Origin of the sequence: Bradyrhizobium sp. CCBAU 11357 (genome assembly GCF_028128865.1) — a bacterium.
Classification (GTDB): domain Bacteria; phylum Pseudomonadota; class Alphaproteobacteria; order Rhizobiales; family Xanthobacteraceae; genus Bradyrhizobium.
In genome coordinates, this window is the sequence record NZ_LBJW01000112.1 from 291853 (window position 1) to 311216 (window position 19364).

A 19364-nucleotide genomic window follows, 5' to 3' on the forward strand; every position below is an offset into this window, starting at 1 on the left:
CCTTGCCCGTTGTGCCCAGCCGCCGGATTGCTGCTGGACTGTCAGTCGGCACGAATGCGAACACCGAAACGCGGTCCTCGCTCTTCATGCCCGGATGCTCGCCCTCAACGGCTTGCATCCGATGTGCGCGCAACCTCGATCAAAAAGCTTGAAATAAGCGCTTTCGTTCGAAACCACGTGCGAAAACGCGCGCCGGTGGCGCGCGCAGGAACTCTTAACGACGAATATTGTGCTTCTCGAGCAGCGCCTTGTAGCGTGCCTCGTCCTTCTTCTTGAGATAGTCGAGGAGCGAGCGGCGGGTCGAGACCAGCTTCAAGAGGCCGCGACGCGAATGGTTGTCCTTCACGTGCGTCTTGAAATGGTTGGTGAGGTTGTTGATGCGTTCCGACAGGATCGCGACCTGAACCTCGGGCGAGCCGGTGTCGCCGGCCTTGGTGGCATTCGTCTTGATGACTTCCGCTTTGCGTTCTGCGGCAATCGACATCGTCAATTTCTCTCGTTGCGACCGGGGCTGGCAGTCAGGCCGGTCAGGTTGAACACACGCTTGGGGATGATTTCGCCATTGCCAACTTCGGCAAGCGCCAAAAGACGGCCTGCCACCGTGACATAGACTGTGCCGCTACAAGTGGGCGCATCCCGTCCGCGCAACAAAACGGCCTGGCCCCGATGGAGCCTTGCCGCATCAGCCCGAGTGACGGCCAGTGCCGGGATGTCGTCCAGCGCGGTCTCAACGGGCAAAAGCGCGTCGGCGAGGCTGCCCTCGCCGGACGCGGCTCTATCGCACAAAGCCTCCAACTGATCCAGCGGAATCATGTCGTTTTCGCCAAATGGGCCGACCAGGGTCCGCCGGAGCGCGCAGATATGGCCGTAAGTGCCGAGAATCCGGCCCATATCGCGGGCCAGCGCCCGCACATAGGTGCCCTTGCCGCATTCGGCCTCGAACACGGCCCGGTCGCTATCTGGTTGATCCACAAGGGTTAAATGGTGAATCTCGACCGGGCGGGGGGCCAGCTCCACGACCTCGCCGTCGCGGGCGAGGTCATAGGCGCGCTCGCCCTGGACCTTGATCGCCGAATAGCGCGGCGGGACCTGCTCGATCACCCCGGTGAAGCGGGGCAGCAGGGCGAGGATGGCCTCCCGGCTCGGGCGCTGGTCCGAGGTCGCGGTCACCCGCCCCTCGATGTCGTCGGTGTCGCGTTCCTCGCCCCAGCAGACCGTGAAGCGGTAACGCTTGCGGCCGTCCATCACGAAGGGGACGGTCTTGGTGGCCTCACCGAGCGCGATCGGCAGCCCGCCGGAGGCGAGCGGATCGAGTGTGCCGGCGTGTCCGGCGCGCTTGGCGTTGAACAGCCGCTTGAGCACGGCGACCGCCTGGGTCGAGGTCATGCCGATCGGCTTGTCGAGCACAACCCAGCCATGGACGTCGCGGCGGTCGCGGCGGACCTGGTTGCCCTTTTGCTGCCTGGCGCGCGGATCGTTGTTGACGCGGCGCGGCTCCTGATGCGGCTGAGAATTCTCCGCGAAATTGTTGTTCTGCACGTCGCGCTGATCGGTGTCGTTGCCGCCGATCGTGCCGTGAGCGGGGTCCATGGTCATTGCTCTTCTTCCCGATCCGAATCCGGATCCTGTTCCAAATCCTTCTGCACCGCAGGCGTTCGCAAAAGCTTCTCGATCCGTTCCGCTTCGTCGAATCGTTCATCGACGCGGAAGCGAATGTCAGGTGCAAATTTCAGGTTAACGCGCCGCGCGACCTCGCCGCGCAGGAACTTCTTGTTGCGTTCGAGCGCAGCGATCACGATCTCGGTGTCGCGGCCACCGAGCGGCATCACATAGACGGTCGCGAGCTTCAGGTCGGGCGACATCCGTACCTCCGGCACGGTGATGATGTGACCTTCGAGGTCGGCATCATGCACATTGCCTTGCGCCAGAATATCGGCCATCGCGTGGCGAACCTGCTCGCCGACGCGCAGTTGACGCTGCGAGCCGCCGGGCGCGGAACTCTTCTTCTGATGATGCCGTGGCATTTTTTCGAAAATCACCTCGTCATGCCCGCATCCGCGACACGGGCATTGTCATTTGTCCTGTTGAAACGAAGAGGGGTGGATGGCCGGAAAAATCCGGCCATCGCACTCCTGCAATCTCAGTTCAAAAAGATCCGAACGCTTCGGTAAGATTTGGACTTACAGGGAGCGCTGGATCGTCTCCACGCGATAACACTCGATCACGTCACCGGCACGCATGTCGTGGTAGTTCTCGAAGGCCATGCCGCATTCCTGGCCGGACTGGACTTCCTTCACTTCGTCCTTGAAGCGCTTCAGCGTCGACAGCTTGCCTTCGTGCACGACGACGTTGTCGCGGATCAGGCGCACATTGGCGCCGCGCTCCACGGTGCCGTCGGTGACGCGGCAGCCGGCGACCTTGCCGACCTTGGAGATATTGAAGATCTCCAGGATCTCGGCATTGCCCAGCATGGTTTCGCGCAAGGTCGGCGCGAGCAGGCCGCTCATCGCCTTCTTCACGTCGTCCACGAGGTCGTAGATGATGTTGTAGTAGCGGATCTCGATGCCGTTGCGCTTGGCGGCCGCAGCGGCCTCCTTGTTGGCACGAACCGAGAAGCCGATGATCGCGGCGTTGAAGCCTTCGGCCAGGGTCACGTCGGATTCCGAGATGCCGCCGACGCCGGCATGCAGGATGCGGGCGGCGACCTCGTCGGTGCCGAGCTTCTCCAGCGAGCCAAGGATGGCTTCCAGCGAGCCTTGCACGTCGGCCTTGACGATCAGCGGGAATTCCTTGCGGCCCGCCGTCTTCAATTGCGACATCATCTGCTCGAGCGAGCCGCGCATGCCGGAAATCGAGGCTGCCGCGTTCTCGCGCTTCTGGTGCGCGCGGTAGCTGGTGACCTGGCGGGCGCGGGCTTCGTTCTCGACCACTGCGAGACGATCGCCGGCCTCGGGCGGGCCGTTGAAGCCGAGCACCTCGACCGGCACCGAGGGGCCGGCCTCCTGCACGGTCTCGCCCTGATCGGAGATCAGCGCGCGGACGCGGCCCATTTCGGCGCCGGCGACGATGATGTCGCCGACACGGAGCGTGCCGCGCTGGACCAGCACGGTGGCGACCGGACCGCGACCGCGATCGAGCTTGGCCTCGATCACCGTGCCTTCGGCGGGACGCTCCGAATTGGTCTTCAGGTCGAGGATTTCGGCCTGCAGCGCGATCATCTCGAGCAGCTTGTCGAGATTGGTCTTGTTCTTGGCGGACACCTCGACGTCGACGACTTCGCCGCCGAAGGATTCCACCTGCACCTCGTGCTGGAGCAGCTCGGTGCGCACGCGCTCGGGCTTGGCATCGGGCTTGTCGATCTTGTTGATGGCAACGATGATCGGCACGCCTGCCGCCTTGGCGTGATTGATGGCTTCGACCGTCTGCGGCATCACGCCGTCATCGGCCGCGACCACCAGCACGACGATGTCGGTGACCTTGGCGCCGCGGGCGCGCATCGCGGTGAACGCTGCGTGGCCGGGCGTGTCGATGAAGGTGATCTTCTTGCCGGTTTCAGGCGATGTCACCTGATAGGCGCCGATGTGCTGGGTGATGCCGCCGGCTTCGCCGGAGACCACGTTGGCGTGACGGAGCGCGTCGAGCAGCGAAGTCTTGCCGTGGTCGACGTGACCCATGACGGTCACCACGGGCGAACGGGTCTCGGTGTCGGTCGAATCGTCGGTAGCGTCGAACAGACCTTCTTCAACGTCGGACGCAGCAACACGCTTGACGGTGTGGCCGAGCTCTTCGGCAATGAGCTGCGCGGTGTCGGCGTCGATCACGTCGGTGATCTTGTGCATCGCGCCCTGCTTCATCAGCATGCGGATGACGTCGACCGCGCGCTCGGCCATGCGGTTGGCGAGTTCCTGGATGGTGATCGCTTCCGGAATGACCACCTCGCGGATGAGCTTTTCCTTGGGCTCATTCGAGGCGTGGCCCTTCAGGCGCTGGGTGCGGCGGCGGAACGAGGCGATCGAGCGCTCGCGCACTTCGTCGGCATTGAGCGCGGTGACGACGGTCAGGCGCCCGCGCTCCTTCTGCGGGCCGGGCTTGTGGGTGGGCTTGGGGGCTACCACGGGACGCGCGGCGCCGCCGGGGCCGCGGCGGATCTGGCGCGGTGCCTCGTCATCGTCAGCCTCGGCCGCAACGGCGGGGCCGCGGCCAGCCGGTCCACCCGGACGCTGCGCGGTCGTCGTTGCGGGACGCGCCGTCGTGGTTCCCGGACGCGCTGTGGTGGTGGTTCCAGGCCGGGACGCAGGCGCACCGGGGCGCGGAGCGCCGGCGGCCGGTGTTGCGGTCGCGGGGCGCGCGGCGGATGGTTGCTCACCCTCGCCGAAACGCTTCTTGGCCTCGGTCTCAGCCTTGCGCTTGGCTTCGTCCTCGTGACGGTGGCGCTCTTCCTCGGCCTTGCGGCGGGATTCGGCGGCTTCGCGCTCGGCGCGCTCGGCGGCCTCACGGGCGGAGCGGCGTTGGGCCTCTTCCTCGGCCTGGCGGCGTTCCTCGACTTCGCGCAGCTTGGCATCGGCCAGCGCGCTGGCACGGGCCGAACGCTCGTCCTCGGTGAGGGTGCGCAGCACCACGCCGGAACCGGCGTTGCGCGGCGGGGCAGACGGGGCCGGGCGCGGCGGCGCGGCGGGTGCGGCCGGCGCGGGCTTTGCCGTCACCTCAGGCGCGTGCGGCTCGGGTCCGTCGCCAATGCGGCGCTTGCCGCGCTTCTCGACCACGACCTGCTTGCTGCGGCCATGGCTGAAGCTCTGGCGCACGGTGCCCGTTTCGACGCGCGGCTTGAGCGATAGCGTCTTGCTCGGAACGCTCAGCTTCTTGTCGCCAGGGGTCTTGGTATCAACCATTCAGCAGTCCTAATCCTGATTTATCAGTGTTGTGCGTTGCCGCACCATCCAATTGGGTCGTCGTTGTCTCTCAGAAATCCTGGCCGGGTTTTTCGGCAGTCTTGTCGTCGTCCGCCATCCGGTATCGGACCAGGATCTGGCTACGTGACAGGAATGACTTGCTCGCCGGGCCCGCGAGCAGGGCAGCATGTATCACATTTGACCGGGTCAGTGCCAAATCCAATTCTAACGATTTCAGAGCGGTAACGACGGGAATCTGCGCCTTAGCACCGCGATTCCCGGCATTCTGGCGCGCCAGCATGTCCAATTTGCGGATTCCGTCCGCGGCCCCGTCGCTGGCATGGATCAGGACCTCGACCGTCCCTTCCCGAAGGGCGCTCTCGACCTTGCCGAAACCGGCCACGACCTGGCCCGCCTTGGCGGCGATCCCAAGGGCCTCGGTCACGCTCCGAACCAGGAGCGCCTCGATATCGATGGGAAGCGTCTGAGGGATGCGCAGCTCGCGCTTGAAGGCTTTGCTGAATTGGTGACGCCGCACCGCTTCCGCAACCGTCTTGCGTGAGGCGGTGAGCCACATCCCGCGTCCGGGCAGCTTGCGCTTGAGATCGGGAACTATTTGTCCGTCAGGCGATGCGACGAAGCGGATCAGCTCGTCGATCGGCCGGACCTCGCGGCTGACCGCGCACATGCGCATGGTCGCGGACCTTTCGGTCCGCGGGCCATGGTCAAGTTCGAGGTCGGAATCTGCAAGCATCCGGGCGACATTCTCCTTTGCCCTTAAGCCGGCTGATCTTCGGTCGCCTCGGCCTCCTCGGCAGGCTTGGCGAGATCGGCCTCGGTGATCCAGCCGGCCTTGACGCGGGCCTGCATGATCATCGCTTCGGCGTCGTCACGGGAGATGTCGATGCCGTCGAGCGCACCGGCGTGCTTGGTCGGCTCGCTGCCTTCCTTGCGCTCGGTCCATCCGACCAGATCGTCGGTGGCGCAGCCGGCGAGGTCCTCGACGCTCTTGATGTCGTTCTCGCCGAACTTCACCAGCATCTTCGAGGTGACGCCGGGCACGTCCTTGAGCGCGTCCTCGACGCCAAGCTCCTTGCGCCTCGCCTCGAGCTCGGCTTCCTGCTGCTCCAGATATTCGCGGGCGCGGTTCTGCAGCTCCTGCGCGGTCTCCTCGTCGAAGCCCTCGATGCCGGCGAGCTCCTTGACGTCCACCATCGCGAGCTCCTCGACCGAGGTGAAGCCTTCGGACGCCAGGAGCTGGCCGACCACCTCGTCGACGTTGAGCGATTCCATGAAGACGCGCGTGGAGTTCTCGAAGTCGGCCTGGCGGCGCTCCGATTCCTCCTGCTCGGTCAGGATGTCGATGTCCCAGCCGGTGAGCTGCGAAGCCAGGCGCACGTTCTGGCCGCGGCGGCCGATCGCCAGCGAGAGCTGGTTGTTGGTGTCGGGCACCACGACCTCGATGCGCTCGCGGTCCTCGTCGATGACGACCTTGGAGACTTCCGCCGGCGCCAGCGCGTTGACCACGAAGGTCGCGATGTCGGGCGACCAGGGAATGATGTCGATCTTCTCGCCCTGCAATTCGTTCACCACGGCCTGCACGCGCGAACCGCGCATGCCGACGCAGGCGCCGACCGGATCGACCGAGGAATCGCGGGAAATCACGCCGATTTTCGCGCGCGAGCCGGGATCGCGGGCCACCGCCTTGATCTCGACGATGCCGTCATAGATCTCCGGCACTTCCTGCGCGAACAGCTTTGCCATGAACTGCGGATGGGTGCGGGAGAGGAAGATCTGCGGGCCTCTCGTTTCGCGGCGGACGTCGAAGATATAGGCGCGGACACGGTCGCCGTTGCGGAAGACTTCGCGCGGCAGCATCTCGTCGCGGCGGATGATGGCTTCACCGCGGCCGAGATCGACGATCACGCTGCCATATTCGACGCGCTTGACGACGCCGTTGACGATGTCGCCGATACGGTCCTTGAATTCCTGGTACTGCCGGTCGCGCTCGGCCTCGCGCACCTTCTGCACGATCACCTGCTTGGCCGATTGCGCGGCGATGCGGCCATATTCCAGCGGCGGCAGGGTGTCGGCGATGGTGTCGCCTACTTGCGCGCCCGGATTGGCGCGCTGCGCGTCCACCAGCGAGATCTGGTTGGAGTGATTCTCGACCTTGTCGACCACCAGCATGTGGCGCGACAGCCGCAGCTCGCCCTTCTTCGGGTCGATCTCGGCGTGAACGTCAGTCTCGCTGCCGTAACGGGCGCGCGCCGCCTTGGCGATGGCGTCCTCCATCGCCGCGATGACGATGCCGCGGTCGATCGACTTTTCGCGTGCGACGGCGTCCGCGATCTGAAGCAATTCGAGTCGGTTGGCGCTGACTGCCATGGCTAGTCTCCTTGGTCAGGCTCGGTCTCGCCGCGCCGCGCGCGTTCGGCGGCAAGGCGATGTTTCTTCGTGTTGGTCGGGGCCGGCTTCTTCTTCGGCTTGGTGTTCTTGGTGGTCTTCTCGCTGATCTTGGCGTGCGGCGCCTGCGGCGGCTCGAGACCGAGATTGCGCCGCATCTCGCGCGCCTCGGCCTTGCCGCGGCGCATGGATTCGGCGATCAGCTCGTCGGTCAGCACCAGCCGCGCATCGCCGATATCCTCCATGGTCAGGAGAACGTCGGCATCGTCGCCAGCCTTGGCATCGTCGCGATGCAGATGCACGCGGTCGCCCTCGACCGCGCCGAGCGTGCCGCGGAAACGCTTCCGCCCGTCATGGGCGACCGCCATCTCGATCTTCACCAGATGCCCGGAATAGCGCTCGAAATCGGAGCGGCGCACCAGCGGACGGTCGATCCCCGGCGAGGAGATCTCCAGCCGATAGGCGCGGTCGATGGGATCGGCGACGTCGAGCACGGGCGACAGGGCCCGCGAGATCGCCTCGCAATCCTCAATCTGCATCGAGCCGTCGGGCCGCTCGGCCATGATCTGCACGGTGCAGCCGGCTTCCCCGGAAATGCGGATCCGGACCAGGCGGTAGCCCATGCCCTGGAGCACGGGACCAGCGACCGCGGACACCCGTGCCGCGACGCCGGGCTCGACCACGAGCCGCGGCTCGGCCAGCAATTCAGCATCCGTGGAACCAGGGTTCGGTTCGGTCATGTCCAGGGTCAGGGCGCTCGATGGTTAAGGCTTGGTTACGATCTCAAAGCCCGCTTCGGAACTTTCCCGACAACGCGTCGGGCGCATCTCCCGCCGAGCCGCGTTCAGGTAATAAAAAAGAGCGGGTCCTTTCGGGCCCACTCTCACTACGCGGATCGTATGAGAAGATGAATTGGCGCTGATATAGCGCTTTCCCACCCCCCGGACAAGGCCCCATTGCAGCGGGAACGGGGCCTTTTTGCGCCCGTCTGCGGGCCCTGCGCAACGCTTCCTTCATCAAGCAGGCCTAGATTTCCCGATTGTGGGGCGGCTTGAACCAAGGGCGCACCCGCGGCGTGCCCCGTTCGAGTTGCGTTTTCATGACCGTTGCCACGTCGCTCATTCCTGGACTGGACGATATCGTCAAGCGCGGCGATCCGCGCCGCCGCGGCGAGATCGCGCGTGCCATCTCTCAATTGTTCTTCCGGGACGCGGACAAGCTCCGCCCCGAGCTGATCGATCTCTTCGACAATCTCCTGATCGATCTCGTCCCGCATGCCGAGCTCGCCTCCCGCGCTGATCTGGCCGAGCGCTTCTCGCGCCTGAACAACGCGCCGCCGCACCTCGTCAATCAGCTCGCGCGTGAGAACGAGATCATGGTGGCCGGCCCCGTGCTGCGTCGCTCGCCCGTGCTCGACGAGGCGGCGCTGGTCGAGATCGCGCGCTTGAAGGGCCAGGGTCATCTGCTGGCGATGACGGAGCGTCCCGCTTTGTCTCCGGCCGTCACCGACGTGCTGGTCGAGCGCGGCGATCGCGACGTGGTGCGGCGTGCCGCCGCCAATGCCGGTGCGGTGTTCTCGCCAGGCAGCTATTCCGAGATGATCAAGCGCGCGGCGCAGGACGGCGTGCTGACGCTCAAGATCGGTCAGCGCAACGATCTTTCCGGCGAGAATCTGAAGCTGCTGCTGGACGGGACGCTCGACGTCATTCGCCGCCGCCTCTCCACCGTGGTCAATCCCGCGCGCCAGGTCGAGATCAAGCGCGCGATGGCCGCGATCGAGGAGGCCGCGCTGCCGCCGGGCCCGCGCCGCGATTTCTCCGCGGCACAACGCACCGTGCTGACCTTGAATCGCGAGGGCCATCTCGGCGAGAGCGCGCTGCTCGGTTTCGCCAAGGCGCACAAATACGAGGAATCGGTCGCCGCGCTGTCGGCGATGTCGGGCGTTCGCCTCCAGGTCCTCGACCGCCTGATCGCGGGCGACCGCTACGATCCGCTGCTGATCCTGGGCCGCGTGCTGAACCTCGGCTGGCCCACGGTGCGCGCGCTCATCCTGCTCTGGTACGGCTCGAACCGCACGCCGGCCGATGCCGACATCGAGACCGCGCGCGTGAACTTCACGCGCCTGATGCCGACGACCGCCGAGCGCGTCGTGAATTTCTGGCGCAACCGGCAGACGATTTAGCTCCGCGCTTCGTCATTGCGAGCGCAGCGAAGCAATCCAGAAATCTCTCCGAGCAGGCACTCTGGATTGCTTCGTCGCTTCGCGCCTCGCAATGACGGCTAATCGACCCGCCGAAACCGCAGATAAGCCGCCTTGCGCCCTTCGCGCGCGGCCTTTCGGCCGTAGCGCGTCATGGTGTAGCCCGGCCATGGCTGCCGGAAATCGTCGGCGCGTTCGGCGAGCCAGATGAAGTCGGGCGAACGCGCAAGATGCGACAGCGTCCAGGCGCAGTAATCGTCGATGTCGCAGACGAAACGGAATTCACCATTCGGCTTGAGCACGCGCGCCATTGCCGCGATGGTGCGGTCCTGGACGAAGCGCCGCTTCCAGTGTCGCCGCTTCGGCCAGGGATCGGGATGGATCAGGTCGATCCGCGACAGCGACTCCCGGGGCAGCCAGGCGAGCAGCTCGGCGGCATCGCCCGCGAACAGGCGGATATTGCCGATGTTGGCCGCCTCGATCTGCGCGAGGATCTTGGCCATGCCGTTGACATAGGGCTCGCAGCCGATGAAGCCGGTGGCGGGAAAGTTTTGCGCCTCGGCCGCGAGATGCTCGCCGCCGCCGAAGCCGATCTCGAGCCTGATGTCGTCGGCTGCGGGATCGAAGATTCCGCGGGCGTCCGCCGGCGCCTCACTCTCGATATCGAGGGCAAGATGCGGCAGCAGCTGCTCGATCAACCCGGCCTGGTGTTGCCTGAGCTTGTGGCCCTTGCGGCGCCCGAAGAAGGCGCGCTCGCTGTCCTCGCGATCGGGGCTTGACTTGCGCTCGCTCATCGCAGCGTCTGATACAGGCGATGGAGCAGCCGCGCGCGCGGTGCCAGCGAGGAGACATAGAGCTGCTCGTAATGGGTGTGTGCGCCCTTGCCGTCGACGCCGAGCCCGTCGAGCGTCGCGGTGTGCGGGGCGGTGAAATTGCCGTCCGAGCCGCCGCCGGTATGGGTGTCGATCAGCTCGAAGCCGATCTCGCCGGCGAGCGTCTTGGCATGCTCGTACAGCGAGGCGCCTGCATTGCTCTTCTCGTAAGGCGGCCGGTTGAGCTCGCCGGTGACCGTGACGGTGACGCCGTCGGTCTTCGATCTCAGCCCGAGGATCTTGCCGACGAACTCGTCTGCGTCCTTGAGACTCACCACGCGCAGATCGACTTCCGCATAGGCCTCCTCGGGCGTGACGTTGGGACGCGTGCCGCCGCGCACCACACCGACATTGACGGTGACGCCGCGCGCCAGATCGTTCATCCCTTCCAGCGTCAGGATGACGTTGCCGAGCTCGCGGACGGCGCTGCGGCCGTCTTCGGGTCGCGAGCCGGCATGCGCGGGCACGCCCTTGATGAAAACCCGGAAGCGACCGACGCCCTTGCGTCCGGTGACGATCTTGCCGCCGTCGCGCGCCGGCTCGGTCACCAGCACATATTTGGCCTTGCGCCCTTCCTTTTCGATCAGCGCGCGCGACGTCGGGCTGCCGATCTCCTCATCGGAGGTGAACAGATGCGTGATGCCGAGCGGCGAGCGATCGCCCGTCGCGCAAAGCGCGCGGAAGGCGTGATGGGCGATGTAGGCGCCGCCCTTCATGTCGTAGATGCCCGGGCCGAACGCGACGTCGCCTTCGACCTTGAACGGCAGGCGCTCGATGAAGCCCATGGGATGGACGGTATCGAGGTGGCTCAGCACCAGGATGCCCGGCTGCTCCTGCCCCCAATTCGTGCGCGCCACGAGATGATCGCCGCAGCCGTCCGTGCCGGCGATGCGCTCGAGCGTGACGGGCAGGTCGCGGTACTGCTCCGCGACCACGGAGACCAGCTTGTTGACCTGTTCAGGTGCTTCCGTCGGCGTCTCGATCTCCACCCAGCGGCGGATGCCATCGAGAATAGTTTGTGAATCGAACCAATTGGAGTCGGTCATGGACGCATCTGTGCCTTTGAATCGCATCATCGCAGCGGACGCGCATCAAAGCGCGGTCGTAAATGACGACATAGGCCAGATTTGATGCAGTCTCAAATCGCCGTGGAGATGGCGATTCAGCGCTTGTCGGGGCCTTCGCGGGCCGCGATCTGCTCGACCAGATCGACGATCGAGCGGCGCATCTTCGAATCCGTGATTCGCGTGAACGCCTTGGTCAAGGCGAGCCCTTCGGAAGTGGCGAGAAAGTCCGAGACGTAAGAGGGCGAGGCGCCTTCGCTGAAGCCATCCGGACCCGGCACGCCGCTCGGGCCGCCCTCGAACAGGAAGGACACCGGCACCTGCAGAATCTCGGCGATCTGCTGGATACGGCTTGCGCCGACCCGGTTGGTGCCCTTCTCGTATTTCTGGATCTGCTGGAAAGTCAGGCCCAAAGCTTCACCGAGCTTTTCCTGGCTCATGCCCAACATGATGCGGCGCATGCGCACGCGACTGCCGACATATTTGTCAACAGGGTTGGGCGCTTTCGACATTTCCTCAGCCCTCCAAACATCACCTTCGGCGCAATGATCAAGCATGCCTCGGATGCAACATCGCCAATATCAAACCCTGTTATTGGGAAACATTGCGGAGAAATTTAGCAACGCACCACTGTCTTTTGCAGCCGATGCAGAATGGGGAGCCCGCGTGCAGTCTGTCAACCGTGGGACTACGGTTGTCAAAGGATTCCGGCCGCAGCGGCGGCGGCGCGATCAGGGCTGGCGTTTGCCTATTCGTCGGCGGACCGCCATCAGCACGGCCACCGCGACGAGCATCGCTGCGGGCACATCACCCACCCGTGCATAAACGGTCGGTGGGATCGCGGCCGGCAGATTTGCATCCAAGATGCCTTCGATGCCGAGACCGAGGCTCGCCACCGTGCGGCCGACCGGATCGATTACTGCGGAGATGCCGGTATTGGCCGAGCGGACCAGCGGCAATCCGAGCTCGATCGCGCGCATCCGCGACTGCTCCAGGTGCTGGTAGGGACCGGTCGAGATGCCGAACCAGCCGTCATTGGTGAGGTTCACGATCCAGCCCGGACGTTCGTTGCGTGCGGCCACTTCGTCGGGAAAGATCGCCTCGTAGCAGATCAGCGGCAGCGCCGGCGGCGCGCCGGCAACGGGGAGCGCATGCCGCACGGTCCCTGGAATGAAGCCGCCGCGCACACGCGTCAGTTGCTCGAAACCGAGCTTCTCCATCAACGACTGGTAGGGAAGAAATTCTCCGAACGGGACCAGGTGCAGCTTGTCGTACACGGCGAGCACGCTGCCGTCGTGATCGATCACATAGATCGAGTTGTAGGCACGCGTGATCGGCGTGCCCCGCGGCAGGTCAGGCGCTCGGACCGATCCCGTGATCAGCACCGTGCCCTTCGGCAAGAGATCGGCGATTTGCGCCATCGCGTCGGCTTCGCGGGTCAGGAAGAACGGAAAGGCGGATTCCGGCCAGATCAGGATGGTGGCATCGCGCACGCCGGTCGATTGCGGCCCGGAGGCGCGGTCCGACAGCGCGAGGTACTTCTTCATCACCTCCGGCTTGGCGGCGTAGTTGAATTTCGCGTCCTGCTGCAGGTTGGGCTGCATCAGCCGCAGCTTGGCGCCCGACACCATCGTGGTCGGATGCAGCGACAGGCGGATCGCCCCGAAGATGCTCATGGCAAGCAGGAGCGCGAGGCCCGCGGCCGGCACCCGCCATTGCAGGCGCCGATCGGGCGTGCGGTCGATCAGCGTCGCCGGGCTCGCGAAGATCGCGACCGTCAGGAACGTCATGCCCCACAGGCCGATCAGCGAGGCCGTCTGCGCCAGCGGCAATGGCTCGGACAGCGCATAGCCGAACGCGTTCCAGGGAAAGCCGGTCAGCGCATGCCCGCGCAGCCATTCGCTGATGGTGAGGCTCGCTGCGAGCGCCAGCACGCGCGTGGCGTTCTTGCTCCAGAGCAGCCGCGCCAGCGCGAAGCCGATCGCCGTGAAGATCGCAAGATAGGCCGGCAGGCCCAGCACCGCGAACGGCGTCAGCCAGGCGAATATGTCGGCGTCGACGAAGAAGGCATAGCCGATCCAGTAGAGGCCGGGCACGAAATAGCCGAGCCCGAACCAGTAGCCGGTCAAGGCCGCCGCGGGCACGCCGCCGTAGCGGCCGGCCCCGGCGCCGTCGATCAGCCAGACCAGCACCGGGAAGGTGACGAACAGCACCGGAAAGAGGTTGAACGGCGCCAGCGCCAGCACCGACAGCGCGCCGGCCGCCATGGCGACGATGGCGCGCTGCCATCCCCAGGTGAGGATGATGGCCAGCGCAATTTGCCGAAGGCGCTGCGATGGGCTCACTGCGGGCCGGCCCCGTCGCTCGGCGGCGGCGTGGGCGTGTCGCTGGCCGGGGCTTGTCCGCTCTCCGGCGTGGCTTCACGGCGCCGGCTCTCGCGCTGGGTGCGGGGCGCCGGGCGCTCCTTCCGCGTCGCGATGCGCAGCCGCTTGACGCGGCGCGGATCGGCATCGAGCACCTCGACCTCGTAATTGCCGGGGCCCGAGATCACCTCGCCGCGCACCGGCAGGCGCCCGACGAAGCTGACGAGATAGCCGCCCAGCGTCTCCACCTCCTCGCCGGCCTCGCCGGTGACGAAATCCTCGCCAATCACCGAGCGGACGTCGTCGAGGCTGGCGCGGGCGTCGGCGATGAAGGCGTTGTCGGGCAGGCGCACGATCGAGGGCGGCTCGTCGCTGTCGTGCTCGTCGTCGATCTCGCCGACGATCTGCTCGACGATGTCCTCGATCGAGACCAGCCCGTCGCTGCCGCCATATTCGTCGACCACCAGCGCCAGATGGATGCGCGAGGCCTGCATCTGCGCGAGCAGGTCGATCGCCCGCATCGACGGCGGCACGTAGAGCAGCTTGCGAATGATGTGCGCCTCGTGAAGCGGCAGCGCGAGATCGACCGCGCGCAAATCGAGCCCGGCCGGCAGCGGCTTCTTGCGCTTGGTCTTGGTGGCTTCCGACACGCGGGCGCGCGCGGTCATGAAAGCGAGCAGGTCGCGGATGTGGACGATGCCGACGGGATCGTCGAGCGTCTCGTTGAAGACCACGAGGCGCGAATGGCCGGCGCTCTCGAAGCGGTCCATCAATTCGCCGAGCGGGATGTCGCGCTTCACCGCGACGATGTCGGCGCGATGCACCATGACGTCGGCGATGCGGCGCTCGTGCAGGCCGAGGATGTTGCGCAGCATGGTGCGCTCGACCGCGGAGAAGCCGGTGTCGTCGGGCGTCGAGGCGTCGAGCACGACCTGGAGGTCGTCGCGCACCGACCCCGCCTTCCAGCCGAACAGCGTGCGGATGGCGCGCAGCAGCCAGCTGTCGGCGGTCGGGCGCAGCACCTCGCCCGGCGTCACCACGGCCGGCAGATTGGCCGTGGTGCGGGGATTGTCGTGGGTAGGCTCGGAATCCGGCATCTCAGTGCGTCCCCGGGCGGTCGGCATAGGGATCGGGGATGCCGAGATGAGCGAGGATCTCCGTTTCGAGCGCTTCCATCTCCTCGGCGTCGCTCTCGTTCTCGTGGTCGTAGCCGATCAGGTGCAGGAAGCCGTGCACGGCGAGGTGGCTCAAATGATGGTCGAACGGCTTGTGTTCCTCGTCGGCCTCGCGCCGCATGGTCTCGTAGGCGATCGCGATGTCGCCGAGCATGCGCGGCGCATCGCCCGGCTTCCACGCGCCCTCCGGCTGCAGCGCGGGAAACGATAGCACGTTGGTCGGCTTGTCGATGCCGCGCCAGTTGCTGTTGAGCGTGCGGATGCCGGCATCATCGGTCAGCATCACGGCCACTTCCGCGTCGGCAACGTCCTCGTCGACGCTCTCGGCGGCAGCCGCCACCGCGCGCTGGATCACGGCTTCGGAATCGGGCTCGCGCTGCCAGCAATCGGCGACGACGAGCACCTCGGTCATGGGAAGGTTGGAATGGGACATTGTGTTGTCTCGGACGAAAGGCGCCGAGCTCGCGCCCTCTTGGGTCCGGTGTTGCCTCGTCAGGACTGACCGGTGGCCGGCCGCTGCGGCGGCCCTTCGTAAGCGGCGACGATCCGCGCCACCAGCTCGTGGCGGATCACGTCCTCGGCCTTGAAATGAACCTGGGCGATACCCTCGACGCCGCTCAAGAGGCGGGTCGCCTCGGCCAGGCCCGAGGTCTGGCCGTTCGGCAGGTCGATCTGCGAGGGATCGCCGGTCACGATCATGCGGCTGTTCTCGCCCAAACGCGTCAGGAACATCTTCATCTGCATCGACGTGGTGTTCTGGGCCTCGTCCAGGATGATGGCGGCGTTGGTCAGCGTGCGGCCGCGCATGAAGGCGAGCGGCGCGATCTCGATCTCGCCGGTCTGCAGCGCGCGCTCGACGATCCGCGCATCCATGAGATCATAGAGCGCATCGTAGATCGGGCGCAGATACGGATCGACCTTCTCGCGGAGATCGCCGGGCAAGAAGCCGAGCCGCTCGCCGGCTTCCACCGCCGGACGCGACAGGATGATCTTGTCGACCTCCTTGCGCTCGAACAGCTGCGCGGCGTGCGCGACGGCGAGCCAGGTCTTGCCGGTGCCGGCGGGGCCGATGCCGAACACCAGCTCGTGGCGCTTCAGCGCGCGGATGTAGGAGTCCTGCGCGGCGGTACGCGCACGCACCGGGCGCTTGCGTAAGTTGATGCTGTCGAAGGTGGACTTGGCTGACTTGGCGTCGAACTCGAACAGCGAGCCCTGCGCGATCACGGCGCGGATCGCGCCTTCGACCTCGCCCTGGTCGAGATCCTGTCCCTTCACGGCCTGCGCGTAGAGCATCTCCAGCACCCGGCGCGCGGCGTCGCAGCCGTCGCGGGTGCCGCCGATGGTGATGTGGTTGCCCTTGGAATCGACCACCACGCCGAGCCGCCGCTCGATCTGCGCGAGGTGCTGGCCGTAGGGGCCGACCAGCGCGGAAGCGGCGCGGTTGTCGTCGAAGTCGATGACGACCTGGGTCTCGGGCGGAACTTGCATGTCGCGGTCAAATTTGCGGCTGGGAGCGAACGAAGACGAATCCGATGCGCTTTTGGGCAAGGGTTCAGGCTCCACTGGCTTGCGATAAAGCGGGCTCGCGCGCCTTGCGCGGCGTCACGAGCTCGCCGAGAAAACTGTAGCGCTCGAGGCTGTCGATTCTGACCGGCAGGATCTGTCCGATGATGTCGGGCGGGGCCATCACATGGGCGGGCTGGAGGTAGGCGGTGCGGCCCACGATCTGGCCCTGCTTGCGCGCCGGACGCTCGAACAGCACGTCGACCGTTGAGCCAATCGCGGCCTTGTTGAAGGCCGATTGCTGGCTGTCGATCAGTTCCTGGAGCCGCTCCAATCGCTGGTCCATCTCGGCGGGGGACACCGTCTCCTGCATGTCCGCGGCCGGCGTTCCCGGCCGGGCGGAGTATTTGAACGAATAGGCCGCAGCGTAACCGATTTGCGTGACAAGCGCGAGGGTGGCGAGAAAATCTTGCTCGCTCTCCCCGGGGAAGCCGACGATGAAATCCGATGAAAAAGCAATGTCTTGGCGTGCGTGCCGGAAACGGTCGATGACCCGCCGGTAATCATCGGCGGTATGTTTGCGGTTCATGGCCGCCAAAATGCGGTCCGAGCCCGACTGCACCGGCAGGTGCACGAACGGCATCAGGGCACCGAGATCGCGATGGGCTGCGATCAGGCTGTCGTCGACGTCGCGGGGATGGCTGGTCGAATAGCGCAGCCGCGCGATGCCGGGAATCGCCGCCAGATGTTCGAGCAGCCGGCCGAGCGGCCAGGTTTTTCCGTCCGGCCCTTCGCCATGATAGGCGTTGACGTTCTGCCCGATCAGCGTGAGCTCGCGCACGCCGTTGTCGGCGAGCCGCTTCACGTCGTCGACGATCTTAGCCACGGGCCGGGAGACTTCGGCGCCGCGCGTATAGGGCACGACGCAAAAGGTGCAGAACTTGTCGCAACCTTCCTGCACCGTGGCGAAGGCGGAAATGCCGCGCGCGCGGATCGCGTCCGGCTTCGGCTGGGCCAGGAAGCCGAACTTGTCGGCGGCCGGAAACTCGGTCTCGATCGCGCGGCCTTCGCCCTCGGCGCGCTTCAACAGCTCCGGCAGATGATGATAGCTCTGCGGGCCTACCACGACGTCGACGACAGGCGCGCGGCGCACGATCTCCTCGCCCTCGGCCTGCGCCACGCAGCCTGCAACCGCGATTTTCATCGCGCGGCCCGCTCGCGCGGCCTCGTCCTTGGCCACGCGCAGGCGGCCGAGCTCGGAATAGACCTTCTCCGAGGCCTTCTCGCGGATATGGCAGGTGTTGAGGATGACGAGGTCGGCATCCTCCGCGCTCGCCGTCTCCACGAATCCTTCCGGGGCCAGCGTGTCCACCATGCGCTGGGCATCGTAGACGTTCATCTGGCAGCCATATGATTTGATGTGCAGCTTGCGCGGCGGCGTCATGGAACCCGAAATGGAGGTGGAGGACGGCCCTCAGATATAGGCTGGAGGGCCGAAAATCCAGCGAATGCGGCCATTTCCGGCCGTCATTCCGGGGGGCGCACCAGCGCGAACCCGGAATCCAGAGGTTTTGGCGCGAGATTCCGGGTTCACGCGGGTCGCGCGTGCCCCGGAATGACGGTCCGGCGCAACAATCAACCCGCCAGAGCGTCTGCCTCGACCCGCCGAACCAGGTCCGGCAACTGATGCATGTCGGCAAAAGTTAAGTCGGCGCCGGCTTGACGCAGCGTCTCGGCATGGCCGCCCCCACAATGGCTGCCCCCGTAAAAGCCGAACACTTTCATACCGGCCGCCCGCGCGCCGGCGATGCCGGCCAGGCTGTCCTCGATCACGACGCAGCGCTCGGGCGGGACGCCCATTTGGCTCGCCGCGAACAGGAACAGGTCAGGTGCTGGCTTGCCGTTCTTGACCTGCGAGGCCGAGAAGATATTTGGCGCGAGACGCTCATAAAGCCCCGTGCTTCCGAGACTCACCTGCATGCGCGGATGCGAGCCGCTGGAGGCGACGCAGACGCGCTGGCTGACGACATCCAGCACATCATGGATGCCGCGGATCGCTTCCAGGTCGGCTTCGAACGAACGAAAAAGCTCGTCCTGGAGATCACCGTGATAAGCCTCGGGCAGCTTGCGGCCGAGCTCGGTTTCGATCTCGAGATTGGCCTGTTTGGTCGAGCGGCCAAGGAAGCGCGCGAACACCTGCTCCGACGTGATCGGATAGCCGTGCCGGGTCAGCACGTCAGCATGCGCACGACAGGAGATCACCTCGCTGTCCACGAGCACGCCGTCGCAATCGAAGATAATGAGATCGATGGGCATTCAGTGTGCAGCTCGGTTTTGGCACCGTGGTTCAGAGCGGGCGGTGCCACCTCTCCCCAACGGGGAGAGGTGAAGGGACGCCGGTGCGTGGAATTTGCAAAGCAATCAAGACGTCGGCTTGTCGTCATCGAGCGGGACGCAATAGAGCTCGAGCCGGTGGTCGACCAGACGATAGCCGAGCTTGCGGGCGATCTCAGCCTGGAGCTTCTCGATCTCTTCGGAGGTGAACTCGATCACCTTGCCGTCGCGCAGATTGATGAGGTGGTCGTGGTGGCTGTCGCGCATCTGCTCGTAGCGCGCGCGGCCTTCGCGGAAATCGTGGCGCTCGATGATGCCGGCGTCCTCGAACAGTTTCACGGTGCGGTAGACCGTCGAGATCGAGATCTTGTCGTCGACCGCAACGCAGCGCCGGTACAGTTCCTCGACGTCGGGATGATCGATCGCTTCGGCCAGCACGCGGGCGATGACGCGGCGCTGCTCGGTCATGCGCATGCCCGTGGCGGCGCAGCGCGCTTCGATATCGGACGCCTTGGATGCAGGAGAATGTTTCAGTGTGGTCATAGCGTTGTCTGCCTG

Annotated in this window: 18 protein-coding genes; 1 reads left to right on the top strand and 17 read right to left on the bottom strand. The window is 65.7% G+C overall.

The annotated features are described in order from the left end of the window. Nucleotides 1-214: 214 nt before the first annotated feature. The 7 genes from rpsO to rimP form a co-directional block, all read right to left on the bottom strand. On the bottom strand, nucleotides 215-484 hold the full coding sequence (gene rpsO, locus XI05_RS35330; RefSeq protein ID WP_008540131.1) for a 30S ribosomal protein S15: 270 nt from the start codon (nucleotides 482-484) through the stop codon (nucleotides 215-217). 2 nt (nucleotides 485-486) lie between these two features. Continuing rightward, nucleotides 487-1596: a tRNA pseudouridine(55) synthase TruB gene (gene truB, locus XI05_RS35335; RefSeq protein WP_271510408.1), complete on the bottom strand. Its 1110-nt coding sequence runs from the start codon at nucleotides 1594-1596 to the stop codon at nucleotides 487-489. Then, nucleotides 1593-2024, bottom strand: coding sequence for a 30S ribosome-binding factor RbfA (gene rbfA / locus XI05_RS35340; protein ID WP_271510559.1), 432 nt, complete (start codon nucleotides 2022-2024; stop codon nucleotides 1593-1595). The genes truB and rbfA overlap by 4 nt, the downstream gene beginning before the upstream one ends. Nucleotides 2025-2180: 156 nt before the next feature. After that, nucleotides 2181-4889: a translation initiation factor IF-2 gene (infB, locus tag XI05_RS35345; protein WP_271510409.1), complete on the bottom strand. Its 2709-nt coding sequence runs from the start codon at nucleotides 4887-4889 to the stop codon at nucleotides 2181-2183. A gap of 70 nt (nucleotides 4890-4959) precedes the next feature. Continuing rightward, nucleotides 4960-5643, bottom strand: coding sequence for an RNA-binding protein (locus XI05_RS35350; protein WP_271510410.1), 684 nt, complete (start codon nucleotides 5641-5643; stop codon nucleotides 4960-4962). Nucleotides 5644-5666: 23 nt separating this feature from the next. Then, complete coding sequence (nusA, locus tag XI05_RS35355) at nucleotides 5667-7277, bottom strand: transcription termination factor NusA (RefSeq protein ID WP_197949020.1); 1611 nt, start codon at nucleotides 7275-7277, stop codon at nucleotides 5667-5669. 2 nt (nucleotides 7278-7279) lie between these two features. Beyond that, nucleotides 7280-8035 (bottom strand): ribosome maturation factor RimP, encoded by a 756-nt coding sequence (gene rimP / locus XI05_RS35360; RefSeq protein ID WP_271510411.1) that lies wholly within the window; start codon nucleotides 8033-8035, stop codon nucleotides 7280-7282. 359 nt (nucleotides 8036-8394) lie between these two features. Here rimP and XI05_RS35365 point away from each other — a divergent pair, with 359 nt between their 5' ends. After that, a complete protein-coding gene (locus tag XI05_RS35365; protein WP_271510412.1) occupies nucleotides 8395-9477 on the top strand; it encodes a DUF2336 domain-containing protein in 1083 nt (360 codons plus the stop codon). 98 nt (nucleotides 9478-9575) lie between these two features. On the opposite strand, the gene trmB is transcribed toward XI05_RS35365, so the two are convergent. The 10 genes from trmB to XI05_RS35415 form a co-directional block, all read right to left on the bottom strand. Continuing rightward, nucleotides 9576-10289 (bottom strand): tRNA (guanosine(46)-N7)-methyltransferase TrmB, encoded by a 714-nt coding sequence (trmB, locus tag XI05_RS35370; protein WP_271510413.1) that lies wholly within the window; start codon nucleotides 10287-10289, stop codon nucleotides 9576-9578. Continuing rightward, nucleotides 10286-11443, bottom strand: coding sequence for a M20 family metallopeptidase (locus tag XI05_RS35375; protein ID WP_271510414.1), 1158 nt, complete (start codon nucleotides 11441-11443; stop codon nucleotides 10286-10288). The genes trmB and XI05_RS35375 overlap by 4 nt, the downstream gene beginning before the upstream one ends. Nucleotides 11444-11529: 86 nt before the next feature. After that, complete coding sequence (locus tag XI05_RS35380; protein ID WP_018319423.1) at nucleotides 11530-11943, bottom strand: helix-turn-helix domain-containing protein; 414 nt, start codon at nucleotides 11941-11943, stop codon at nucleotides 11530-11532. 219 nt (nucleotides 11944-12162) lie between these two features. Continuing rightward, nucleotides 12163-13776: an apolipoprotein N-acyltransferase gene (gene lnt, locus XI05_RS35385; protein WP_271510415.1), complete on the bottom strand. Its 1614-nt coding sequence runs from the start codon at nucleotides 13774-13776 to the stop codon at nucleotides 12163-12165. After that, on the bottom strand, nucleotides 13773-14891 hold the full coding sequence (locus XI05_RS35390) for a hemolysin family protein (protein WP_271510416.1): 1119 nt from the start codon (nucleotides 14889-14891) through the stop codon (nucleotides 13773-13775). The genes lnt and XI05_RS35390 overlap by 4 nt, the downstream gene beginning before the upstream one ends. 1 nt (nucleotide 14892) lies before the next feature. Next, the gene (ybeY, locus tag XI05_RS35395; protein ID WP_172789365.1) at nucleotides 14893-15402 is read right to left on the bottom strand and encodes an rRNA maturation RNase YbeY; all 510 of its coding nucleotides are present in this window, start codon (nucleotides 15400-15402) and stop codon (nucleotides 14893-14895) included. A 59-nt stretch (nucleotides 15403-15461) separates the two neighbouring features. Then, nucleotides 15462-16457: a PhoH family protein gene (locus XI05_RS35400; RefSeq protein WP_025032898.1), complete on the bottom strand. Its 996-nt coding sequence runs from the start codon at nucleotides 16455-16457 to the stop codon at nucleotides 15462-15464. A gap of 64 nt (nucleotides 16458-16521) precedes the next feature. After that, nucleotides 16522-17916, bottom strand: a complete 1395-nt coding sequence (gene miaB / locus XI05_RS35405) for a tRNA (N6-isopentenyl adenosine(37)-C2)-methylthiotransferase MiaB (RefSeq protein ID WP_271510417.1) — start codon at nucleotides 17914-17916, stop codon at nucleotides 16522-16524. Nucleotides 17917-18107: 191 nt separating this feature from the next. Beyond that, on the bottom strand, nucleotides 18108-18788 hold the full coding sequence (locus XI05_RS35410) for an HAD family hydrolase (RefSeq protein WP_172789390.1): 681 nt from the start codon (nucleotides 18786-18788) through the stop codon (nucleotides 18108-18110). Nucleotides 18789-18893: 105 nt separating this feature from the next. Further along, nucleotides 18894-19349, bottom strand: coding sequence for a Fur family transcriptional regulator (locus XI05_RS35415; RefSeq protein ID WP_172789368.1), 456 nt, complete (start codon nucleotides 19347-19349; stop codon nucleotides 18894-18896). Between the last annotated feature and the right edge of the window lie 15 nt (nucleotides 19350-19364).

Coding starts and splice junctions, on each gene's coding strand:
- rpsO (WP_008540131.1), bottom strand. CDS start 484: ATGTCGATTGCCGCAGAACGCAAAGCGGAAGTCATCAAGACGAATGCC.
- truB (WP_271510408.1), bottom strand. CDS start 1,596: ATGACCATGGACCCCGCTCACGGCACGATCGGCGGCAACGACACCGAT.
- rbfA (WP_271510559.1), bottom strand. CDS start 2,024: ATGCCACGGCATCATCAGAAGAAGAGTTCCGCGCCCGGCGGCTCGCAG.
- infB (WP_271510409.1), bottom strand. CDS start 4,889: ATGGTTGATACCAAGACCCCTGGCGACAAGAAGCTGAGCGTTCCGAGC.
- XI05_RS35350 (WP_271510410.1), bottom strand. CDS start 5,643: ATGCTTGCAGATTCCGACCTCGAACTTGACCATGGCCCGCGGACCGAA.
- nusA (WP_197949020.1), bottom strand. CDS start 7,277: ATGGCAGTCAGCGCCAACCGACTCGAATTGCTTCAGATCGCGGACGCC.
- rimP (WP_271510411.1), bottom strand. CDS start 8,035: ATGACCGAACCGAACCCTGGTTCCACGGATGCTGAATTGCTGGCCGAG.
- XI05_RS35365 (WP_271510412.1), top strand. CDS start 8,395: ATGACCGTTGCCACGTCGCTCATTCCTGGACTGGACGATATCGTCAAG.
- trmB (WP_271510413.1), bottom strand. CDS start 10,289: ATGAGCGAGCGCAAGTCAAGCCCCGATCGCGAGGACAGCGAGCGCGCC.
- XI05_RS35375 (WP_271510414.1), bottom strand. CDS start 11,443: ATGATGCGATTCAAAGGCACAGATGCGTCCATGACCGACTCCAATTGG.
- XI05_RS35380 (WP_018319423.1), bottom strand. CDS start 11,943: ATGTCGAAAGCGCCCAACCCTGTTGACAAATATGTCGGCAGTCGCGTG.
- XI05_RS35390 (WP_271510416.1), bottom strand. CDS start 14,891: ATGCCGGATTCCGAGCCTACCCACGACAATCCCCGCACCACGGCCAAT.
- ybeY (WP_172789365.1), bottom strand. CDS start 15,402: ATGTCCCATTCCAACCTTCCCATGACCGAGGTGCTCGTCGTCGCCGAT.
- XI05_RS35400 (WP_025032898.1), bottom strand. CDS start 16,457: ATGCAAGTTCCGCCCGAGACCCAGGTCGTCATCGACTTCGACGACAAC.
- miaB (WP_271510417.1), bottom strand. CDS start 17,916: ATGACGCCGCCGCGCAAGCTGCACATCAAATCATATGGCTGCCAGATG.
- XI05_RS35410 (WP_172789390.1), bottom strand. CDS start 18,788: ATGCCCATCGATCTCATTATCTTCGATTGCGACGGCGTGCTCGTGGAC.
- XI05_RS35415 (WP_172789368.1), bottom strand. CDS start 19,349: ATGACCACACTGAAACATTCTCCTGCATCCAAGGCGTCCGATATCGAA.